Source organism: Ralstonia sp. 22086, from assembly GCF_052045975.1.
GTDB lineage: Bacteria > Pseudomonadota > Gammaproteobacteria > Burkholderiales > Burkholderiaceae > Ralstonia > Ralstonia wenshanensis.
This window is the reverse complement of sequence record NZ_JBQEPZ010000002.1, coordinates 383,592-405,701: the sequence shown is the minus strand read 5'-3', so window position 1 is coordinate 405,701 and position 22,110 is coordinate 383,592. Positions and strand designations below refer to the sequence as shown.

General features: G+C 64.3%; 18 protein-coding genes. 14 read left to right on the top strand and 4 right to left on the bottom strand.

Translation table 11 applies throughout. The features are described from left to right. Nucleotides 1–20 precede the first annotated feature (20 nt). The 4 genes from ACTJK6_RS10920 to ACTJK6_RS10905 all read right to left on the bottom strand — a co-directional run bounded on the left by ACTJK6_RS10920 (nt 21) and on the right by ACTJK6_RS10905 (nt 7,214). Nucleotides 21–2,108: a putative bifunctional diguanylate cyclase/phosphodiesterase gene (locus ACTJK6_RS10920; RefSeq protein ID WP_440839038.1), complete on the bottom strand. Its 2,088-nt coding sequence runs from the start codon at nt 2,106–2,108 to the stop codon at nt 21–23. A gap of 303 nt (nt 2,109–2,411) precedes the next feature. Continuing rightward, the gene (locus ACTJK6_RS10915) at nt 2,412–3,665 is read right to left on the bottom strand and encodes a helix-turn-helix transcriptional regulator (RefSeq protein WP_232039710.1); all 1,254 of its coding nucleotides are present in this window, start codon (nt 3,663–3,665) and stop codon (nt 2,412–2,414) included. Between the two features lie 131 nt (nt 3,666–3,796). Next, complete coding sequence (locus ACTJK6_RS10910; protein ID WP_232039709.1) at nt 3,797–5,470, bottom strand: ShlB/FhaC/HecB family hemolysin secretion/activation protein; 1,674 nt, start codon at nt 5,468–5,470, stop codon at nt 3,797–3,799. Nucleotides 5,471–5,738: 268 nt separating this feature from the next. Beyond that, nucleotides 5,739–7,214 carry a collagen-like triple helix repeat-containing protein gene (locus tag ACTJK6_RS10905; RefSeq protein WP_440839037.1) on the bottom strand — a complete coding sequence of 492 codons (1,476 nt, stop codon included), beginning with the start codon at nt 7,212–7,214 and terminating at the stop codon, nt 5,739–5,741. A gap of 489 nt (nt 7,215–7,703) precedes the next feature. On the opposite strand from ACTJK6_RS10905, the gene ACTJK6_RS10900 reads away from it, so the two are divergent. The 14 genes from ACTJK6_RS10900 to ACTJK6_RS10835 all read left to right on the top strand — a co-directional run bounded on the left by ACTJK6_RS10900 (nt 7,704) and on the right by ACTJK6_RS10835 (nt 22,090). Further along, a complete protein-coding gene (locus ACTJK6_RS10900) occupies nt 7,704–8,831 on the top strand; it encodes a collagen-like triple helix repeat-containing protein (protein WP_322018815.1) in 1,128 nt (375 codons plus the stop codon). Nucleotides 8,832–9,398: 567 nt separating this feature from the next. After that, nucleotides 9,399–9,578 carry a Flp family type IVb pilin gene (locus ACTJK6_RS10895; protein ID WP_024978683.1) on the top strand — a complete coding sequence of 60 codons (180 nt, stop codon included), beginning with the start codon at nt 9,399–9,401 and terminating at the stop codon, nt 9,576–9,578. A 92-nt stretch (nt 9,579–9,670) separates the two neighbouring features. Then, complete coding sequence (locus ACTJK6_RS10890; protein WP_440839313.1) at nt 9,671–10,135, top strand: A24 family peptidase; 465 nt, start codon at nt 9,671–9,673, stop codon at nt 10,133–10,135. Between the two features lie 64 nt (nt 10,136–10,199). After that, on the top strand, nt 10,200–10,703 hold the full coding sequence (locus ACTJK6_RS10885) for a TadE/TadG family type IV pilus assembly protein (RefSeq protein ID WP_440839036.1): 504 nt from the start codon (nt 10,200–10,202) through the stop codon (nt 10,701–10,703). Between the two features lie 52 nt (nt 10,704–10,755). Further along, nucleotides 10,756–11,685, top strand: coding sequence for a Flp pilus assembly protein CpaB (gene cpaB / locus ACTJK6_RS10880; RefSeq protein ID WP_440839035.1), 930 nt, complete (start codon nt 10,756–10,758; stop codon nt 11,683–11,685). Next, nucleotides 11,678–13,042 (top strand): type II and III secretion system protein family protein, encoded by a 1,365-nt coding sequence (locus ACTJK6_RS10875; RefSeq protein WP_440839034.1) that lies wholly within the window; start codon nt 11,678–11,680, stop codon nt 13,040–13,042. Before cpaB ends, ACTJK6_RS10875 begins: the two co-directional genes overlap by 8 nt. 9 nt (nt 13,043–13,051) lie before the next feature. After that, nucleotides 13,052–14,395, top strand: a complete 1,344-nt coding sequence (locus tag ACTJK6_RS10870; RefSeq protein ID WP_232039704.1) for an AAA family ATPase — start codon at nt 13,052–13,054, stop codon at nt 14,393–14,395. After that, nucleotides 14,392–15,747, top strand: a complete 1,356-nt coding sequence (locus ACTJK6_RS10865; RefSeq protein WP_232039703.1) for a CpaF family protein — start codon at nt 14,392–14,394, stop codon at nt 15,745–15,747. Before ACTJK6_RS10870 ends, ACTJK6_RS10865 begins: the two co-directional genes overlap by 4 nt. Beyond that, the gene (locus tag ACTJK6_RS10860; protein WP_440839033.1) at nt 15,740–16,666 is read left to right on the top strand and encodes a type II secretion system F family protein; all 927 of its coding nucleotides are present in this window, start codon (nt 15,740–15,742) and stop codon (nt 16,664–16,666) included. The genes ACTJK6_RS10865 and ACTJK6_RS10860 overlap by 8 nt, the downstream gene beginning before the upstream one ends. Before the next feature lie 9 nt (nt 16,667–16,675). After that, nucleotides 16,676–17,665 (top strand): type II secretion system F family protein, encoded by a 990-nt coding sequence (locus tag ACTJK6_RS10855; RefSeq protein WP_440839032.1) that lies wholly within the window; start codon nt 16,676–16,678, stop codon nt 17,663–17,665. Between the two features lies 1 nt (nt 17,666). Beyond that, the gene (locus ACTJK6_RS10850; protein WP_232039700.1) at nt 17,667–18,602 is read left to right on the top strand and encodes a tetratricopeptide repeat protein; all 936 of its coding nucleotides are present in this window, start codon (nt 17,667–17,669) and stop codon (nt 18,600–18,602) included. Further along, complete coding sequence (locus tag ACTJK6_RS10845; RefSeq protein ID WP_232039699.1) at nt 18,599–18,928, top strand: DUF3613 domain-containing protein; 330 nt, start codon at nt 18,599–18,601, stop codon at nt 18,926–18,928. The genes ACTJK6_RS10850 and ACTJK6_RS10845 overlap by 4 nt, the downstream gene beginning before the upstream one ends. 24 nt (nt 18,929–18,952) lie before the next feature. After that, entirely contained in the window at nt 18,953–20,668 is a 1,716-nt protein-coding gene (locus tag ACTJK6_RS10840) for a TadG family pilus assembly protein (RefSeq protein WP_440839031.1), read from the top strand. A gap of 15 nt (nt 20,669–20,683) precedes the next feature. Further along, nucleotides 20,684–22,090 (top strand): sigma 54-interacting transcriptional regulator, encoded by a 1,407-nt coding sequence (locus tag ACTJK6_RS10835; protein WP_232039697.1) that lies wholly within the window; start codon nt 20,684–20,686, stop codon nt 22,088–22,090. The last annotated feature ends 20 nt before the right edge of the window (nt 22,091–22,110 follow it).

The following is a 22,110-nucleotide window of genomic DNA, read 5'->3' as shown; positions in this document are numbered from 1 at the left end:
GCCTTTTCGAGCTCGACTGTTCAGGCGTACTCGATTCCAAGCAAGCCCTGAAAATCCTTGGCCGGCATGGGGCAGGCCAGCAAATAGCCCTGCACCTGATCGCATTGCAGGTTCACCAGCGCCTGCATTTGCGCTTGGGTTTCCACGCCTTCCGCCACCACCGTCATGTCCAGCGAGTGCGCCATCGCGCAGATGGCACGAATGATGGCGGCGGCCTCGGGCGGGTTGTCGTCGAGTGCAGAGACAAACGCGCGATCGATTTTGATCTGCTGGGCGCGAAAGCGCTGCAGATAACTGAGGCTGGAATAACCGGTGCCGAAATCATCGATGGCCACCTCGAAACCGAGCGACTGGATCTGACGAATGGCGGCAATGCTCTGGCCGGCATCGCGCATGGCCGCCGTCTCGGTAATCTCGAACATCAACCGATGCGCGGCAACCTGATAGCGATGCAGGATCTGCGACAGACGCTGCACGAGATCGGGTTGCTGGAATTGCCGTGGCGAAAGGTTGACGGCAATGCGCTGCGGCGGCATGCCGAGGGCATCCCAATGCATGATCTGGCGGCAGACTTCTTCGACCACCCAATCGCCAAGTTCGACGATGGTGCCGGTGCGCTCGGCCAGCGGGATGAACTCCGCCGGAGACACGGGGCCGAGCTCCGGATGATTCCAGCGCAGCAGTGCCTCGGCGCCGGTCATTGCCTGGGTGCGTGCATCGTACTTCGGCTGGTAGTGCACCGAGAGCTGCCCGTTGAGCGCTGCATGCGAGAGCGCACGTTGAATCTGTAGCACGCGGTGCGCGGTGGTGTTCAGGCGCGGCTCGAAGAAGCGGTAGGCGTTGCCGGTGGACTGCTTGCAATCGAACATGGCCGTGTCGGCATGTTCAAGCAGCGTGTCTGCCGTCGCGCCGTTGTGCGGATGCACGACTACGCCAATGCTGGCGGTCGCGCGAAGACGCCGGCCGTCCACCTCCACCGATTCACGCAGGCGGAACAGCAGTTTGTCGCCGATGGTGGCGGCAGATTCGGGTAGCGCCAGGCCTTCAACGAGGATGCCGAATTCGTCGCCGCCAAGGCGTGCCACGGTGTCTTCGCCGCGAATGGTCTGGCGCAGGCGCTCTGCAATGATCTGCAGCACGCGGTCGCCCGCGTTGCGGCCGTATTGATCGTTGATCTGTCCGAAGTTGTCGAGATCCAGGTAGAAGAGAGCAAACGGACGCCCGCGCCGCGTGGACGACAGAATTGCCGCCTCCAGTGCTTCGCGTAGATGCAATCGGTTCGGCAGGCCGGTCAGCGTGTCGTGGAGTTGAGGCCGGGGCGTTTGGTTTGCCACGCGCGCCAGTGATGCTTCCAGGTGTGCCTGCGCCGAGTCGACGCGCGTTTCAAGCATCATCAGCACGGCATGCACGCCCAACGCGATCAACACACCGCCGGCGCTGAGCATGATGACGGGCACGATATGCATCGTCGACTCATCTGCCGGCCATGCGGTGGCACCCGGCCACAACACAAGTGACAGCACAGCCGTTGTGGCCAGCACGGCCGCAGCGCGTGCACGCAAACCCACGGCGGCGCGGCGCTGGGCGGGTGGCATATGAAACGCCATACACATTGCCAGGCACACGCCTGCGCCAAGCACCAGTGTGCCGCCGCCCCAGCCCAGCAGGGCGCGGCGCAGCGGTAAGGCCTCGGCATGCGCCCACGGGCGATTGAGATACAGCTCCATCGTCAACAACCCGATGCCAAGCGCCACGGCGCCCATGGCAACGCTGCGTCGTTGCGGAGCCTGTGCGCCATTGGAGGACGACGTGTCCGGCAGCACGATGGAGAAAGCCGCCAGCGATGCAGCCAGCGCAGTCATGAGCGTTGCCGCAATCGGCGCGAATATGGGTGTGCCGACCTGCCGATGCAGGCCAAGCTGGCCGAGCCAAAGCCCCGACCACAACCCAATGCCAAGAATGGTGGCGCAGGCAATGCGCCAGTTGCGGCGTTTTGCGACCGTCGAGCCCCCCGGCAGACGTGTCGCAGCGTCCAGTGCGGCAAACGTGGTCAGCCCCGTGCTGACCCACGCAAACAGCAGCAGCGCAATATGGAAATCGTTATGCATGCGAGCGCATCCGGCGCGGCCCCCCGATCTACGACCAGCGCCTAGTCTGTGTTTTGCGGCGAGGATAGCGCAAAAACCTGTCGTTTCAGGCCGCGAAAAGGTGCGTTTGTTGCGCGCTATTCACAGAATGCGTCGGGATCATTCGCGGCTACCGCTTCGCATCAAGCAGGCATGCGGCGCCGCGCCTGTCTTGAAAGATCGGCAGAAACCACCGAAACGTGAGCCGGGTATACGCGGATGGCTCGACGCCCGTGATTGGGCGTCGGCAATCAGGCGAAGCAGGAAGGGGAATCGAGCGCGAACTTACGCGTTCAGGCGGCCGCGCCTGCGCGCGGTCGGGGTGGCGGCACCTGCACGTTCCAGATCGACGCTGGGCAGCAGATGCAGCAGGCGCACCAGTTCTGACTGGCGATGCGTGCCGGTCTTGCGCAGGATGTCGCGGATATGCACGCGCACCGTGTGCAGCGAGAGGAATTCGCGCTCGGCAATTTCCTGCAGGGTTTCGCCCGCGGCCAGCCGCGCCGCGACGATGCATTCCTTGTTGGTCAGACCGAAGAGCGAGGCGAGCACGCCGGCGTCCATGACCGAGCGCGCCTCGGAGTTGCCGACCAGCACCAGCGCCAGCGGCGAAGCCCAGGTCGAGCGCATCGCATCGGAGGGCGCAAGGGGCGTAGCAATGAAAGGCACCGGGCGGCCATCGCGCGCCAGGTACATCCACGAGCCGGCTGCGCCTTGTACGCCGAGCGAGCCGGCGGCCTGTTCGATGAGGTTGCGCAGTGCAGCGTCGTGCGTGTGATCTGCTGAGTGCAGCAGGCCGCCATCGAGCGACAGACGGTCGTCGCCCGTCGTCATCGTGCGCGCCCAGGCATTGGCGTATTTCACGCGCATGGTGCGCTCGATGACCATCACGCCGAAGTCCAGCGTATCCAGGCCGGCCATCCCGAGTGCGGCGAGTTCGTTCAGCTCCAGATTGCGCTGCTGCATGCGCGCAGCCCGCTGCAGGTGCGGCAGCACGCGTTGAAGGCGTGTCTCGCGCTCGATGGCGCTGACTTCCGACAGATCGTCGTCGCGCGTGCGCAGACGCATCGTGACGCACATGTCGGGCGTATCGATCAGGGTCATCGAGGCCGACGGCGTCTCTTCAGGTTGCCCGGCGTTGATCAGTTGCGCGTCCTGGCAGAAGGCGTTGCAGTGACCCGGCTGCGGACAGTGTTGGCACCAGCCCGACGAAACGCCGTGACGCGGCGTATCGGTGTGCTTATCCCAAACGAAATAGTGTGCGCTTTCGGCGCCGGCGTAGACGGAGAGCAGGGCCAGGGCGATCGGCATCTGCGCAGGCTCGAGTACCGCCTCGTAGATGGTATCGACGAGTCGATGGAATTCTGCGTCATCCGATAGACGTTGCAGCATGATGGCCCCCGGTGCGTATTGCGACAGCTCAGAGTGCATTCCCTTGCTGTCGGCGTGTTGCGGCGTGATGCCGCCGTCGCTGTAATGATTATTGTTGTTCTGCGCGACTTCTGTGGTAATCGGCAACTCTTTGGAAAAACTTAACATTCCGCTTTCGATGCTCCCAAATTCCGGCGGCGATGTATCCCCCCCTTGAGAGGGGAGTATGGTCGACTTTCAGCGCTGAAAATATAAAAAATATAAAAATTTCGTTCACATGTTCACGATAGCAGCGCGTGTCAGTTGAACTGGTAGGTGTAGGCCGCGTTGAACCGCAGGCTGCGAGAGCTGGAATTGATCGGTTTGTCGCCGACCGGTCGCGCGATCGCGAGGTCCAGCGTGTAGTACTTCCGATCGGAGAAGCGCACACCCAGCGCGATCGATCCGAGCTGATCATGCACGAGCGTACTTGCGTTTGAATAGACCTTGGCGGTGTCGTACAGCACGTAGGGCTGCACGGTTTTCAGGTAATCCATCGATACCTGGAAGGCACGATTGAGTTCGACCGACGCACCCCAGCCGCGATCGCCCGCCACTTCACCGGCCGGATAGGCGAGGCCAAAGAAGCGGCCGCCAAAGCTGATCTGTTCCGATGACGGCAGCACCGCGCCGCTGTACTGCGCCGCACCCGACACCACCACGCCAAAACCCAGGGGCAGGTCGTGGGCTTCGCTGGCGGTGATGCGCGTGCGCAGGAAGCTCAGGTCGACGTTGTTGTTAACCGATTTGCCTGCGCCCAGGCTGTTGATACCTTGGTACAGGCCAAGCGACGCACGGCGCGTTTCACCGGGTTTCACCTCGGTGTACAGCGCTTCGGCGCCGGCCACGCGGACCTTGGCATCCAGTTCAGTTTGAGCAAAACCGGGGTTTTGCGGCGTATAGCGCTGTTTGTCGTCGTTGCCGTAGAAAGTGCCCGTCACCGTCAGGCTGCGCGAGTTCGACAGCAACACCGGATAGCTCAATGACAACCCAAGCCGCTGCGTGTCGGTCAGGTAGCGCGATTGATAGCCCAGTTGCTCCAGCGGCAGATTCTCGGGCATGCCGCGATAGTGCGACCACGTGAGCTTCGCAAGCAGCCCATCGGTGCCGATCGGCTGCGCCCAGGTTGCGGAGTAGAACGTCTCGTGATCGGACCCGCGCGGTTGCAGCGTCGAGACGGTGATCTGCTCACCCAGCGGCGTCACGCTATTGAGCGTGCCCGTGATGATTGCCCGCACACCCGGCGAGCGGTATTCGACGCCCGTGCCGATCGTGTACGGCTGGCGCTTCACGTTCAACACGAGCTCGCTCGCGCCATCGGTGGTGGTGGGCGGCTGCACGGTCGCGGTGATCTGCACGCCGGGTTGCAGCGCGAGCACACCCGTCACGCGCTCGAAGGTTTCGCGGCGCAGGGGTTTCTCATTCATCAGGCGCTGCGAGATTTCGCGCAGGCGGCCTTCCAGCGGCCCGGGTGTGCCCTCGATGCGCATGCGGGCCACATAGCCTTCAACCACCGTGACGCGCACGACGCCGCCTTCAAACGTCTGTGCCGGCACAAACGCAAACGAGAGTGGGAAACCGCGGTCGGCATACAGCTTGGTGACATCGTTCGCGGCCTGCAGCAGTTGCGCGACGGTGATGTCGTGCCCGGCCAAGGGTGCGAAATGCGCGGCCACCTCGGGGAAGGGTAGCGTCTTGACGCCTTCGATCTGGAACTTGGTCGGTGTGAGATGCGTGGCGAGCAGATTTTCCAGCGCCGGGTTCGGCCGCTGCACTTCTACCTGGATCTTCTGCTGGGGCGGGCGGGACGTATCGACTTTGGGAAGCGTGTCGATCGGGTTGCCTTGGTTGGGGCTGCTTTGTGCCCAGCTCAGTGCCGGGCCGGTCAGTGCTACGCCTGTGGCCAGGGCCAACCGCATGGTGGTGGTCCGCACGCCTGTCTCCTCCGTGGTTTTCGTTTGTGGTGTCGCGAAGCCGTGCAGCCGCGCGTTGCATCAAACGATAACCGCGAGACATGGTGCTTTACAACAAGACACATAGAGGGAGCGTTCACGCGACGCAACGGCCCAGGTAAATACTGGGATGCGTCGGTGCGTGGCAGCCAACCCAATGACGATGCCGCATTGCGCGGCATCAGTGCGTTTGAAACGTGACAGCGGCGGACTGGCGTGATAGCTGGTCCGCCGAAGCGCAGAGCCTGGATCAGCGGGGCGTGCCGCCCAGTGCGGTGCCCACCGTGCCCAGCAGACCGCCCACCGCGCCAGTGACCGGCGCCAGCGGTGTGGCCCCGCCGGCCGACGCCAAGCCCGTGCCTACCGTGGTGACCACGTTGCCAACCGGAGCCGTGAGCGTGCTGACGGGGCCGAGCGGGTTGCTGGCACCGCCGGCTGCGCCACCCAGGCCGCCCAGCGCGCTAGTGATGGGCGCCAGCGGGTTGGCGCCACCCGCGCCGCCGAGACCACCAAGTGCGCCGGTGATCGGAGCGAGCGGGTTGCTGCCGCCCGTCGCGCCACCCAGGCCGCCTACCAAACCCGTGATCGGAGCCAACGGATTGGCACCGCCAGCGCCGCCAAGACCGCCGAGTGCGCCGGTGATCGGGGCGAGCGGGTTGCTGCCGCCCGTCGCGCCACCCAGGCCGCCCAGTAAGCCTGTGATGGGAGCCAGCGGATTGGAGCCGCCCGCGCCGCCAAGACCGCCGAGTGCGCCGGTAATCGGAGCCAGCGGGTTGCCGCCCGATGCTGTCGGCGAATACACCACGCCGCCCAGTGCGGCAACCGTGTTGCCCGTGGCTGTCACCACGCCACCCAGGCCGCTCACCACCGGAACGTTCGCTGCGGTGAGGGTCGTGCCGCCATTGGCCACCGCGCCGCCGATCGTGCCCAGCAGCGTGTTTGCCGGCGACCCGAGGCCCGTGGCCGCGCCCAGTGTCTGCGTACCGCTGGTGATCTGCGAGGTCAGCGGCACGATGGCCGTGCTCAGCTGCTGCGTGAGTTGCTCGACGGGGCCACTCGACAGCGCTGTGCCCAGCGTGCCGCCCCCGTTTGCAACTGCTTGACCGACTTGCGTGACCACGCCTGCCAGGGGTGTTGTCACCGGAGCCAGCGGCGCCAACGGGCCAGTGCCAAGGTTATTGACCAACGTGCCGGCGCTCGTGACCGTGTTGCCTGCGCCGGTCACCACATTCCCGAGGCTGGAAACCGTGGTGCCCACCGGATTGGCGTTGCGGCCGATGCTGCCCAACCCGTCCTGTACGCCCGTGCCCAGCGCCGAAACCGTCGCGCCGGCGTTTTCAACCACACCGCCCAGGCCGGTCTGCACGCCGCTCAGTTGCGACGGCAGCGGTGCGGTGGCGATGGTCTTGCCGAGGCCGCTCACAGTCGAGCCGGCCGCCGTCACGATGCCGCCCGTATTGTTGAGGACAGCGCCAGTCGGCGTCAGCGGAGCGGGCGCCGGCGTCGGGCTGGGGGACGGCGAAGGAGAGGGCGACGGGGAGGGGGACGGCGACGGCGAAGGCGAAGGCGAAGGCGTCGGCGTTGAACCGCTGCCGTTGTTATTGGAGCCGCCGCCGTTCGAGCCTCCCAGCGAGCTGCCCATGTCCCCGGAGCCGGAGCTGGCGCAACCACCCAAAACCAACAGGCTTGCCATGGTGGCGGCCAGGCACTTGATGTTCTTATTCATGATGGATCTCCCGTTTTAAAAGTCCGCTTTAGTCAGCTGGAAAATGTCTCACTGTCGATGTGAGGTGGCCGGACTCTGCAAACGGTGTGCCATGTCGCCATTATTACGCATTGCGTAATGGGCTCTCGGAATTTGCTGCGCTTGGCTCAATAAAAATGGAGAGATTGTGAAAACTAATCCGAATATGGGATTTACATACCCCACCAAAGTGGGGGTTAAACGTTTGCTCAGGGGGTTATGTTCGAGGTGAATGTGTTCCCGTGTCACGTTACGTCGTAACGCTCGGAACACGGATTTGGGAGGGAAACAGTCTGTGTTCAGGGCCGGGTAATACCTGGCGCGCTGCCTACAAAACCAATAACCACGCCGTCCTTTGAAAACTGAATCCGCCTTCTACTGCGCCTGGCATGCCATTTGCAGAATGTGGCCCGCAGTCCGCAATACCGAGCTCAGACATCAAGACACATCATTCCAAGAAGGGGACGGACCATGACTCACATTCGACACTCCATGCGCGTTGCGCCCTTGGCCTGCGCTGTTGCCGCTCTCATGCTGGCGGCTTGCTCTTCGGGAGGCTCCGGCTCCGGCAGTTCGCCGAATCCGAGCCCGAGCGACACGACGGGCGTGACCCCCGTCGGCAAGGTCGCAAACGGCACCGGCAACACCGTTGTGGCGACCGGCCAGGCGGTCAGCAGCCTGGGCTCGACACTCCAGAACGCAAACATTCCAGGCCTGTCGGACCAAGCCAAGGCAGGCCTCGGCGGCACCGTGGACAACACGGGCAAAGCGGTCAGCGATCTCGGTCTCGGCATCCAGACCGGGCTTGGCAAGATGGGTCAGAACCCCAACCCGATCGGCACGACGGTGGCCAGCACCGGCAATGTCGTGACGGACCTCGGCCAGGCAACCGTAAGCGCCGGCTCCCTCGTGCAGGGCCTCGGCCAAGGCTCTGGCGCACCGCTCGCACCGATCACCCAGCCGGTGGGCGGCGGCGTTCAGCAGATCGGCCAAGCGCTGATCGGCGGCGGCACGTTGCTGGGTAGCGCACTGTCTTCCGGCGCGGTTCAGCAGGTGACGCAGCAACTGAGCACGGCCATCGTGCCGGTGACCACGCAGGTCAGCGGCGCCACCCAGATGATTGGCGATTCGACGGGCCTGGGCGGGGCCTTGAACAACCTGCTGGGGACCGTTGGCGGCGGCGTGGCGGGTGCCGGCAACACCATCACCGGAACCGGCGTGCCGGTGGTCTCGAATTTGGGCCCGGTGGTGACTTCACTCGGCACCACGGTTGCGGCGGTGGGCGGCGTCGCAACGACCGGCGGTTCGGCGGGCAGCAATCCGCTGGGAGGCCTGCTCGGCGGCGTGGGCGGCGGCACCGGCGGCACGAACCCGCTGGCTCCGTTGACCGGCTTGCTGGGTGGCGCTGCTGGAGGCTCCAACCCTCTGGCCCCCGTCACGGGCCTGCTGGGCGGCGCGGCCGGCGGCAGCAACCCGCTGGCTCCTGTCACCAACCTGCTGAGCGGCGCGACCAGCGCGGCCGGCGGCGCATCGGGCAGCAGCAATCCGCTGGCCCCTGTCACCAATTTGCTGGGCGGCGTTGGCAGCCTGGCGCACTGAGCAGTACCTGTCTGTGCTCTTGAAGGTGCGCGGGCGTGTTCCCGTCGCTCGCGCATCCTTTTTTTGCCTGGACAGAAATGGGGAGCGTTCAGACTGGCCCCGAGAATTAATGGGAAACCCATCCGGATAATCGATCTAGTCTTAGGATCATTAGGGGATTTCCATTAGTTTTCAGAGGGTTGGCGCATCTTTAACGGCATTAAATAGAGGTTTCACTCTAATTTCAGGCAAGTACCTCAATTGAGTTATTTTGTTTGCGATGCCGCACGCCTATAAATTCGTTACGGGGTGTTACGTGACATACGTGACACGCCGCAAAAAATGAATGCCCATGGGGGGCGTGCGGTTGATCACCGGCGTGTTCGGGACACTCCGTTCGGTGATGTTTGAATTCCGTTCCATTAGTGGAACGGCGCGGGCGGCGAGATTTTTTTGCTGGTCGTGTCATCGCAGTAAATCCCCATGCGTTTAATTCGCTATTAGCAAATATGAACTGGCTAAGGTTGGAGCGCCGAAAGCTGGTCGGGATCAACACATCCGCGGGCGAGTGCAAACAGGAGAGAGATCATGAAGAACGCCATTCTGAAGTTCATCCGTGACGAACAAGGTGCCACTGCCGTCGAGTACGGCATGATCGCTGGCCTCATCGCAGCAGCGATCGTGACGATCGTGTCCACGCTCGGTACCAAGCTTGAGAGCGTGTTTGCGTCTATCTGCCAAGCCGTCAACAAGAACGTGGCTTGCTAGCAACCTGGTACGGCCACGTCGATACGCCCGGCTGGGCAGGGGTCGTAGTCCTTTCCGTTCTTGCAATCACGCTGGATTTCCGCGCTCGGCGGGTGCCGAACTGGCTCGTCGTCGCGGGGGTAATGCTGTCCGTCGCTCTGATTGAGTTCGGTGGGGTGCAGCACCTTGCCTATGACTGGCAGGACTTCTGGCTCGGCGGGGCGATCGCATTTGCCTGCTTCCTGCCGCTGTATGCGGTTGGCTGGATGGGCGCCGGCGACGTGAAGTTCTTCACTGTCGTCGGCCTGCTTGCTGGCTGGCATGGCCTTGTGGCCGTATGGCTTGTCTCGAGCATGATTTCCGGCCTGCACGCGCTCGCCATCATGGTGTTACGCCAGTTCGACGCGTCGTCGCCGCCTGCATGGATCGTGATGCGCGTGTGCCCAGCGATCGTGCGTTGGGACACCGCTCAGGAAGGGCGCCGCGGCATCCCGTACGCCGCCTATATGGCAATCGGGTTGCTGAGCCTGCCATGGGTGCCCCAGGCGATGCGCATGCCATGGCTGCCGGGCATGTAGTTCAGACAGTTGAAGCGTTGAACAAGAGCCGCCAAGCGGCCAGCCTATAAGAAAGGAGTCGGCCATGCCGACATTGCAACGGGAACGGGAGGGTGCTGGCATGCACCCGAGAGTCTGCACGCATGGCGTCCGCTGCCCCCGGCGGCACGGCAGCCGCGGCGCGGCTTCAGTCGAATTTGCCGTCGTTGTGCCGGTGCTGCTGGTGCTCATGCTCGGCATCGTCTACTACGGCATGATCCTCGCCATGCAGCAGGCGCTGACCCTGGCGGCGGAAGAGGGCGCACGCGCCGCGCTCCGCTATCAGCCTTCCAACACGCAACGCGTGGCAGCCGCCTATGCGGCCGTGACGTCGGTACTCCCCACCTTCCTTACCGGACGGGTGCAGACCAATCAGAACAGCACCCCGCTCGTGGATTGCCAGAACGTGGCAGGCATGCAATGCCTGAGCGTGGTCCTGACGTTGCCCGTGACCTCCGGCAATAACCCGTTGCTGCCGTCGATACCGCTGTTGCCCGCGCCGGACACATTGACGGGTTCAGCCGTCGTGCAACTGGTGCCTGGCTCCTGACATTTTTCAGTTCGCTGCCCCTCTTGATCGATCGCTCGGACACGCCGCCCAGATGACCAGCAAACACCTCCAGATCTTCGCCGCCGCGCTGTTGCTGCTGGCTGCCATTCTTGGCGCCGTGGCATGGAAGACGGCGCATCGCCCGCCGGCGCCCGTCGCCGCGCAGAAAGACGGCAAGACCGTCTATCCGGTGGTCGTGACCACGAAACCGCTTGAGGCGGGCAAGCCCATCACCGCGGACCAGTTGGCCGTCGAGCAACTGCCCATCAATCCGGCCGAGGCGTTTTCGGACGTGACGAAGGTGGTTGGGCGTGAACCCATTCTGCCGGTCGGCGTCGGCGTGCCGTTGATTGCCTCGCAACTGTCGTCGGGCCTTGCGCAGCAGGTGGAGGCCGGGCAGCGGGCGGTCGCCATCAACGTGGACGAGGTGATCGGCGTGGGCAACCGCGTGATGCCGGGCGATTACGTCGATGTGTTCCTGGTGATGCGCAAGGATGGCCAGGAGGTCGTAGACAGCCAGGCGCGCCTGCTGTTGCCGCACCTGCGCGTGCTGGCGTTTGGCCCGCTGGCCGTCAATGAAGGGGCGCAGAAGCAGCCCGAGAACACCGGGGTCGCGCGTAAGGTCGATCAAGCCAAGACGGCCGTGCTGGCAGTGCCGGTGGAAGCGGTCAGCCAATTGGCGATGGCACATCAGAGCGGCCGCCTGCTGCTGGCGCTGCGCAACCCCGGAGACGACGCCGAGCCGACCGTGAAGCCGCAGGACGCAGCCCTGCTGGCTGCCGCCAACCGCAATCCGATGGACGTGGCACAGGCCGGGGTATCGCTTGCCAGCCTGACAGGCGCGGCGCGGCGCTCGCCGGTGCTCCAGGTGCCGCCGCTGCCCGTGGTGGCGTCAACGCGCGCGACCGCACGAACCAACACGGTCGCCACCGGCGGCGTAGAAATCATCCGCGCAGGAAAACGTGAGGAGCAACATGACTGATGCCGCCATGGTTCGCGGTTGGATTGGCGTACTCGCGTTGGGCTGCGCCGCCTTCGTGCCGAGCGCATTTGCCGAGACGGCACCGACCGGCCAGACGCTTCATCTCCTGACAGGCAGTCAGCGCGAAATTCGCCTGGGCAAACCGCTCGAGCGCATTGCCATCGGCAACCCTGAAATTGCCGATGCGTTGCTGCTCAAGGGGCGCGGTACGGCCACGAGCGTTTTGATCATCGCGAAGAAGCCGGGCGCGGCCAACGTGATGGTCTGGACGCAGGGCGGCGTTGCGACGACTTACAACGTCCAAGTGGATGCCGCGGCGCCTCTGCCTGGCGATCCGGCCGTGGTTGCGCAGGGCGATAGCGCCGTCGTGTCAGGCCAGCCTAAAGACGTCTACGCGCTTGCCCGTGCGCGCCGCTCGGCCGCCGTAGCCAGCGGCGGGGAAAAACCTAAAGGCGGCAACGTCATCGACACCACCTCGATGAACGTGCCGGGCACGGTGCAGGTCGACGTGCGTGTGGTGGAGTTCAGCAAGACGGTGCTGAAGGAAGCGGGCTTCTCCTTTAGCCGCACGCGTGGCGGTTTCAGCTTCAGCACGTTCTCCCCCTCATCGCTGACCAAGTACACATTCGGCTCTTCGGGGTTGTCGACCGAGTCGACCATGCCGATCGGCTCGGCATTCAACCTGCTGATCGGATCAGTCAGCAAGGGGCTCTTTGGCAACCTGAGTTTGATGGAATCGAACGGCATGGCGCGCGTGCTGGCCGAGCCAAGCCTGGTTGCTTTGTCAGGCCAGAGCGCCAACTTTCTGGCCGGCGGCGAGATTCCGATTCCCGTGCCGCAAGCGCTGGGTACCACCACCATCGAGTACAAGCCGTTCGGCATCGGGCTGACGGTCTCACCGACGATCCTGTCGGAAAATCGCATCGCCCTGAAAGTGGCGCCTGAAGCGAGCGACCTGGATTTCAGCCGAGGCGTCACGCTCAATGGTGCAACGGTGCCGGCCATCGTCACGCGCCGTGCCGATACGACCGTTGAACTCGGCGATGGCGAGAGCTTTGTCATCGGCGGGCTGGTCAGCCGATCGACGCTGTCCAACGTCGACAAGGTGCCGTTCCTGGGCGACGTGCCGATCATCGGGACGTTCTTCAAGCGCCTGAACTACAACCAGGAAGAACGGGAGTTGGTGATCATCGTCACGCCGCATCTGGTCAAGCCGATGGCACGCAATGCGCCGATCGACAAGATGCTGCCGGGACAGAGCGGCGGGCAGGATCGCGATGCCGCAGGCGACGCTGTGTGGCGGCCGTTTGCCCTGGGGGTGGCGGATCCGGCCACCATGCCCGGGTTCTCGAAGTAAGGGGCCGGCATGGATTACTTCCTTCTGCACGGCGGCGCGCGTGGCGGTATGCAAGGCGACGCCCAGGCGGCAGCTGTGCACCGCTGGCTGGCGGGGGCGATTCGCGAGTTGGGCGTGCTGGTGGCCGAGACGACCGGCCACGACGCGTTCATCGAACAGATTGGCGCAGTGAACCCCGAGGTCGTGTTCGTGCGCTTTGCCTCGTCGCCCACGCTCATTGATGTGCCAGATCACGACCAGAAGCTTGGCGAGGGCGCCGACGCCATCAACGAGGCGACGCAACTGGTCGCGCAACTCACGCGCTTGTTTCCGGGCTTGCCGCTGGTGGCTGTGGGCTCGGCTGCCGATGGCCGCGCGATGCTGGCTGCCTTGCGCGCAGGGGTCAAGGATTTCGTCGATGTGGACGGCGCACCGGCCGAGGCTGTGCGCGTGGTGCGCCGCCTGCTGGCGGAGCGCGCATCGGCTGAGCCGACCCGCCGCGGCCGCGTGCTGGCCGTGTTGGGCGCACGCCCTGGCGTGGGCGCCACAACGTTGGCCACCAATCTGGCCACGCTCGTGCGCCGCACGTCGGCCAGTGATGTGATGCTGCTCGACCTGGGGCAGCCGCTGCGTGATGGCGCGCTGTACCTGAACGTGCAGGCCAATTTCCATTTCGTCGAGGCCGTGCGCAACCTGCGTCGCTTCGACCAGGTGTTTGTACAGACCGCGCTGTCGCGTCATCCGAACGGGCTTGCCGTTCTGCCGCTGCCGATCTCGCTGGCGGAAATGCGCGACATTTCGTTCTCTGAAGCGCTCGGCCTGCTCAATCGGCTGCGTACGTTCTTCGACCTGCAGGTCGTTGACCTGGGCGGGTTCGGCAACATTGACTTCATCGCGCAAATCATCAAGGCCGCCGACGACGTGATGCTGGTAACCGAGCAGAGCGTAGGCGCCATCGTGTCGGCCGCCGAGCTGATGCAGGAACTCAAGAAGCGCGAAATTGACCGCGACCACCTGCACCTGACCATTTCGAAGTTCGACACGCGCCTGTCGTTGGATGCAGCGCAGATTGCCGAGCGGCTGGAGATTCCCTCGGTGCTGACCGTGCCGAACCGCCGCGAAGCGCTGGTGATCGCCTCCAACCAGGGCGCGATGCTGGCCGAGACCCACCCTACTGATGCCTATGTGCGCGCGCTTGCCCAGATTGCCCAGACGCTCGGCTATGCGCAGCAGAGTGAGCGCGCGTCAGGTGTGTCGAGCTGGGTGTCGGGTGTGAGTGCGCGGCTGGGCGGGCGCTTTGGCGGGCGCTCCAAACGCAAGTCGGCAGACGCCGCTGAACTGGATATCGGTACCACCGAACGGAACGCGACATGACCCAACCCATCGAGTTCTCCAACCAGGCGGACGCCGGCCACGGCGTGTTCGCCGTTTCGCAGGCCTTCCAGGACATCAAGGAAGCCGCGCACGAACACCTGCTGACGCGCATCGAAGAACTCGGCGCCGAGTTCGGCCGTTGGTCGCGCACGGCCATCCAGCGTTTTGTCGATCTGGAAGTGGAAGGCTTCACGCGCATGCGCCGCATCCCCGTCAACGAGACGGAGGTGCGGCAGATTGCCGAGGCGCTCACCAAGGAGTTGGCCGGCTTCGGCCCCATCGAAGACCTGCTGGCCGATCCGGCGGTGGAAGACATTCTCGTCAACGGTCATCTGGACGTGTACGTGTCGCGTCACGGCATTCTCGAGCGCATTCCGGTGCGCTTTGCCGACAACAACCACCTGCTGCGCATCGTGCGCCGCATCCTCGCACCGATCGGGCGGCGGTTGGATGAATCAAACCCGATGGTCGATGCGCGCCTGCCCGACGGCGGCCGCATCAACGTGGTCATTCCGCCGCTGGCCCTCGAGGGGCCGGTGGTGTCGATCCGCAAGTTCCGGAAGGACCCGCTCAAGCCAGAAGACCTGCTTGGCCTGGGCACCATGAGTGCAGAGATCGGTGCGTTGATCGAATCTGCTGTGCGTGCCCGATGCAATATCCTGGTGAGCGGGGGTACGAGCTCGGGCAAGACGTCGCTGCTCAACGCCATGGCGTATCACATTCCGACGACCGAGCGCGTGATCACCATTGAAGACACGGCAGAGCTGTCGCTCAACCATCCGCACGTGGTGCGTCTGGAAAGCCGGCCGGGCGGCTTCGAGGGCACGGGCGTCGTCACGATTCGGGAGCTGCTGCGCAACAGCTTGCGCATGCGGCCCGACCGCATCATCGTGGGCGAAGTGCGTGGCGGCGAAGTGCTGGAAATGCTCCAAGCCATGAGCACCGGTCACGATGGGTCGATGGGCACCATTCACGCCAGCAGCCCGCGCGAATGCCTCTACCGGCTGGAAATGCTGGCGGGCTTTGCCGGATTCCAAGGCAGTGAGGTGAGCTTGCGCCGGCAGATCACCAACGCCATTGATTTCATCGTGCAGATCGGGCGGTTGTCCAACGGCAAACGCCGCATCCTGTCGATCACGGAAGTGACGGGGCTCGGGGACAACATCATCTCCACGCAGGAGCTGTACCGCTACGAGCCCTACGTGGGCCCGGATGGCGAAGAGGTCGACCGCTGGACGGCGCTTGGCCTGCAGCCGCATTCGCCCAAGCTGGCCCGCATGCGCAACAGCGAGGGCGGCGGGATGGATGGTGGGATGACCGGATTCGGCGGCGGAGGCCGTTTTCATGTCTAGCATGACGCTCTGGTTTGGTTGCCTGGCGCTGCTGCTGATGGGCGCATCGCTCATGCTGTGGGCGGAGGCCGTGCGCCGTCGCGAGCGTGAGGCGTCGCGCAGCTTCGTGCGCGCACAGACCGAGCAGATCAATGCGCGTTATCAACCGAATGTGGAGCCTGTGCCGGCAAGCGTGCCCGACTCGCTCAATCGCGCCTGGCACGATGCACTGCGCCGCGCCGACATCGAGCCGAGCCGGCGTTTTTATGCGCTGCTGATTGGCCCGGCGCTGATGATTTCGCTCGCGGTCTGGGCGATGTCGAGCACGCTTTCTGCCCTGACGGCGTTAGCACTGTATGTCTTGATCGTTGCGTTCCTGCTTTGGAACCGCACCCGAAAGATGAACGAGCGCCTGCTGGCGCAGTTGCCGGGCTTTCTCGATGGCGTGGTGCGGCTGATGAGCATCGGCAGCGCGGTGCCCGCGGCGTTTCAGGCGGCGAGTGCCAATACCGAGCAGCCGTTGCGCAACTGCCTGATCGCCATGACGCAGATGCAGCGCGCGGGCAAGGACCTCGATGCCGCGGTGCTGACCGTCGGCCAGCAGTACCGCGTGAACGAACTGGTCCTGCTGTCGTCGGTGCTGCGCCTCGCGTTGCGCTACGGCGGGCGGGCTGACATTGTGATGGAGCGCACGGCTGCATTCATGCGTGACCGACAGCAAGCCCAGCGCGAGCTGTTTGCACTGTCGGCGGAAACGCGTTTGTCCGCATGGATCATCGGCCTGCTGCCGATCGTGGTGGGCGGTGTCATCGTCATGTTCAACGCGGCATACATCATGTCGATGTGGCGTGACCCGTTCGGCAAGACGTTGATTCTTACGGCATTCGGCATGGAAGTGCTGGGTGCGGTCATGCTGGCCAGGCTGGCGAAATCGGTCTGAGGAGAACGCATGGACGATGCCCTGATCACCCTCAGCCTGACCGCGGCGGCCGCAGGCGTGCTGGTATTCGGTGGGCTCGCGCTGCGTGCAACGCTCACGCGACACCGCAGCGCACGCAAGCTCGATACGGCGCTGTCCGACATGCGCGCGTCGGCGGCCAATCCGGTGGCACCCGCTGCGTCGCCGGTTGGGCAGCCCGCCGCCAAGCCACGCCCGCACGGCCCGCGTGAAGCGCAGCAGATCCAGCAACAGATTGCCAAGGTGGGACAGCGCTGGATCGACACCGGCCTGGGCCGCCGCATCGTGACGGAGGAAGACCGCAAGTTGCTCGAGGAATGCGGCTACTACGGCGAACACGCCCGCACCGTCTTTGGTGGGACCCGTATCCTGCTGCCGCCGCTGCTTGCTGTGTTCGGCGCCTTGCATGCGTCATCGCTCCTGTTCGTGTTCGTGTTCAGTTTTGTCGGCATCGCGTTGGGCTACCTTGCGCCGAAGTGGCTGCTCGGGCGCCGCAAGGAAAGCCGCCGGCGCCGTATGGACGATGAGCTGCCCGTCATGGTCGACATGCTGCGGTTGCTGCAGGGCGTCGGCTTGTCAATTGACCAGAGCCTGCAGGTGATCGCCAACGAGTTCCACAGCATGCTGCCCGTGCTGGCGGGTGAATTTGGCCGCGCCAACCAGCAGTTCGCCTCGGGCCGCCCCCGCGAGCAGACGCTGCTGCGCATTGCGCGCTTGTTCGACAACGAAGACCTGAAGGGCCTCATCACGCTGCTTACGCAGGTGGATCGCTTCGGCGGCGCGGTGCAGGAGCCGCTGCGGCAGTTCGGCGGGCGTCTGCAGGAGAACCGCCGCGCGCGGCTCAAGGAGCGCGTGGGCAAGCTGACCGTGCAGATGACGATGATCATGGTCCTGACGCTATTGCCCGCGTTGCTGATCGTCACGGCGGGGCCGGGCTTCATGGGCGTGATGCGCAGCTTGCAAAAAACCGGGGGACATTGAGATGACACGCTTCCCAAACACCGCGCGCGCCAGCTGGGCCGGCGTGGCCATGTTGACCATCCTCCTGGCTGGCTGCGGCTCGATGGCCACGTCCGATATGAGCCTGCGCGCCGATGCCGACATTGAAATGGCTCGTCAGCGTCAGAGCCAGGAGAAGTCCGAGATCACCAGTCCGGCGACGTATCTTTCGCTGATTCGCAAGATGCAGGAGCAGGGCCTGTATTACGCATCGCTCGCGCATATTGATGCCTACCAGCAACGCTATGGCCGCGCACCCGAAATCATGCTGCTGCGCGCGGATGCGCTGCGTGAAACCGATCAACTTGCCGCTGCCGATGCCGAGTACCGCGCGGTGGTGGGCGCCACGTCCGCCATGGGTGCAGGCACGCAAGGCGGATTGCTCAATGCCGCCGCCTGGCGTGGGCTTGGCATCGTTGCGGGGCGCCAGGGTAACTTTGCCGAGGCGGCTCGCCGGCTGCAGGTTGCGGCTCAGGCCAATCCGACCGACGCCAGCACGGCCAGCGATCTTGGCTACGCGCTCATGCGTGCCGGCGAGGTCGAGCAAGCCCGCGTGCCATTGATGCAAGCGCAGCAGATGGCCGCCGCCAGCCCGAAGATCGCCGGCAATCTGGTGATCTGGCTGACCGTGAACGATCGCAAGGACGATGCGGCATCCCTCGCGTCGCATGCACAACTGACGGCATCTGCGCGCAAGGCAGTCGATGACGACGTTGCCCGCGTGCGCGCTGCCTGGCGAGATCGCCGTATCGCTCGGGAAACCACGACGATGGCGCCGCGCGTTGTGGCAACGGGGCCTTCTGCCGCAGCGTCTGCGGGCGTTTCGATCGCCGCTGCGGCGACCGCCACCCACACATCGGCCCGCCCGCTGGCATTGCAGCGCGGTCGCCTGCTTGACACCTTGGAGGCTTCGCAATGACTTTCCGCATCTTGATGGCCGCTGGCGTGGCGGCATGGCTGACGTGCGGCGTTGCCGGCGCCCAGGGATTCTCGGGTGGCGACCCGCAGAGCGCTGCGACGGCGCCCAAGGTCGGCACCCAAGTGGGCGATGCGACGCGAGCACTGCTCAAGGCGCAGGCCGAGGGCACCTACGCGGGCGAGTTCGTACCGTTGCGAGGCGAGCAGGCAGCGCTGGCCTATCAGCGCTACCTCAATTCGTTCAACCAGGCCATGCCCGGCCTGGCACAGCAGAGCTCCGGAACGCGGGCCTCCACTGTCAACCTTGTTCAGCAGTCTGGGCGCTGATCCCTGCGAAACGTACCTCACGCTGTGACACGAGCCGCCGCCCCCCGTCTTCGCCGAGCCGTCTTGCTCCGCCGCCTGCGTGGCGCGGTCAGCGTGATGACGGCCACCTTCATTGCCACGGTCGGACTGGCGGTGTTGGTGTCGATCGACATCGGCAACCTGTTCTATCAGCAGCGCGCGCTGCAACGCTCGGCCGATCTGGCAGCGATGGCCGCCGTGCAGCGGCTTGACCTGCCGACCGCCGCACAACAGGCGGTGGTGCAGAACGGACTGACAGTGGATGGCACCAATGTCACGCTGGCAGTCGTGCCCGGCGTTTGGGATGCCAGCGCGGGCACGGCGCCCACGTACTTCACCGCGCAGGCGGCCGTTGACGGCAACACCAACGCAGCGCAGGTGACGATCACCCAGAACGTGCCGTATTTCTTCATGGTGGGCCGGCGGCAACTGACGGCGACGGCGATTGCGAAGAACACATCCATCGTGGCGTTCTCCCTCGGGTCTGGGCTTGCCTCAGTCGATAACGGACTTCTGAACCAGCTGCTCGGATACCTGCTCCACACGAACTTGAATATCGATGCCGTTTCGTATCAGGGGCTGGCCACGACCAACATCCGCCTGGCCGATCTTGCGGTCGCGCTGGGTGCGGGGTCGATGCAGGAACTGCTGTCGCTCTCGCCTAGCCTGGGGACTTTTTTCAATGCTGTGATCTCGGTGGCGTCGCAGTCCGGCCTGGCTGGGGTGTCGGTGGGCGGGGCAGGCGCCAGCAATGCGCTGTCGTTTGGCAGCGATCTGAATGTGCCGATCAATATTGGCGATGGCGGAGCCTCGTCGCCGGGCTTGTTGCAGGTGCTGGCGCTGGCGGGCAATGAACAGGCTGCCCTCAATGCCACCGTCAATGTGCTCGACCTCCTTACGACGGCTGCGCAGATTGCGAATAGCCAGTCGGCCGTGAATGTGGCGCCTGTTGTGCTCAACATCCTAGGGCTTGGGACGGTCTCGCTATCGCTGAAGATCATCGAGCCTCCGGCCATTGCGGTTGGGCCACCAGGACAATTCTTGTCGGGGCCGAACGCAGGGCAATGGCGAACGCAAGCGCGGACGGCGCAAGTGCGGTTGGGTCTAGGCATCAATGCCAACGTGCTGGGGGTTGCCGGTATTACGTTGCCGATCGGTTTGCAGGTCGCGGGCGCCCAGGGGCATGCGAAATCGACCAACTGTGTCGTTCCTCGTCAGAACTCGACAGCCACCATCTCAGCGCAACCCCAGCCCGTTTCGCTGTGCATTGCTACAGGGGCGGATACGGCGGTAAGTGGCGCGTTGAATTGCGCATCGGCCGCACCGGCGCCTCTCGTCACTCTGCTTGGGATTGGTGCAGTGAGTATTAAGGCCAACGTGTCGCCGGCCCCCAATTCGGGGTGGGCTGACGAAACCATCGCGGCCACTCAGATCGGATTGAATCCGCAGACCGATACAAGCGGCAATTCACCACCGCGTGTGAGTACGCAGGCAGTGTTTGGCTCTGTCCTGAACAGCAACCTCGATCAGCTGCAGTTGACCGTCCTGGGAATTCCACTTGGGCCGATTGGTACGGCGATTCTGTCTCCGGTGCTAGCTCTGATTGGCTCGACCCTCGACGCGGTACTCACCCCTCTACTCGAAGTCCTCGGCATCCAACTCGGCTACGCCGACATCAAACTCCTCTCGCTCGACTGCGACGCCGTCGAGTTGGTTTACTGACATGGAAGCGACGACATGAAAACCGATCGCTGGGCGTACGAAACGCTTGAGATTTTTGTCTGGGAAGGCCGCCACGACATTGCCGATCGTGTAGCGCGGTTCATGGCGCCGTTCGGGGCGGAGGTCATCCGCGCAGGCGGTATCGATTTTCAGCCGGCCGAGCCTCGGCTCAAGCCTGCGGTGGCGGTGATCAGCGCATCGGTGGTGGAAAGCGGTGGCTTTACGGTGCTCGACTGGCAGGCCGCGCAAGGCATGCCGGTGATCTGGGTGGCGGCGGATACGCAGCATGATTCGAGCCGCTTTCCGCCCGAATACACGCACGTGCTTGGGCCGGATTTTGGTGCGACCGAACTCCGTGCGCAGATCAGCAAGGTGCTGCCATCGATGTCGTCTGCGCAGGCTCAGGCGCAGGATCAGAGCGATCTCGTGGCTGCATCACCGGCCATGCACGGGTTGCTGGAGCAGGTCGATACCTTTGCCGATTGCGACAGCAACGTCATGCTTTATGGCGAAACCGGCGCCGGCAAGGAACGTATTGCACGCCTGCTGCACGACAAGAACAGCGTCTACGGCAAGGGGCCATTCGTGGCGGTCAACTGCGGCGCGATTCCCGACGGGCTGTTCGAATCGCAGTTCTTCGGCCATGCCAAGGGCGCGTTTACGGGCGCCATGTACGCGCACCGTGGCTACTTCGAACAAGCCAACGGCGGCACGCTGTTCCTCGATGAGCTGGGCGATCTGCCGCTGTATCAGCAGGTGAAGCTGTTGCGCGTGCTGGAAGACAGCGAATGCACGCGGCTGGGCTCGACGGTGCCGGTCAAGCTGGATTTCCGGTTAGTGGCAGCCACCAACAAGAACCTGCGCGAGATGGTCGCCACGGGCAAGTTCCGGGCCGATCTGTACTTCCGCTTGGCCGTGATCGAGCTGCGCATCCCGAGCCTGGAGCAGCGCGGCGCGGACGACAAGATCGCGTTGCTGCTGTCGTTCCTGCGGCATCTGCTGGGCGACAAAACCTTTGACGCCATGCCGCCGGTGCCGGAATGGGTGCGGGCGTCGGTCACTCGCGCCTACTTTGCCGGCAACGTGCGCGAGCTGCGCAACCTGGCAGAGCGTATCGGCATCACGCTGCGCCAGTTCGGCCGCTGGGACGAAGCCCGCATCCTGCCGCTGTTTGCCGGCCTGCAGCGCGATGCCTTCGAGCGCGAAGGCGGCAATGGCGGCTATGGCGAGCGCAGTGGCGGTGGGAATGGCGGAAATGGCGGCGAAGAAGAGCGCCGCCGTATCCTGGCCGCGCTGGATGCCAACAATTGGCGCCGCCAGGACACCGCCGCCACGCTGGGCATCAGCCGCAAGGTGCTGTGGGAAAAGATGCGCAAATACCAGATTGCCGACGGCGAAGCCGAGCTGCGCGAGCTGGAGTGACGCCATACAACACCCTCCGG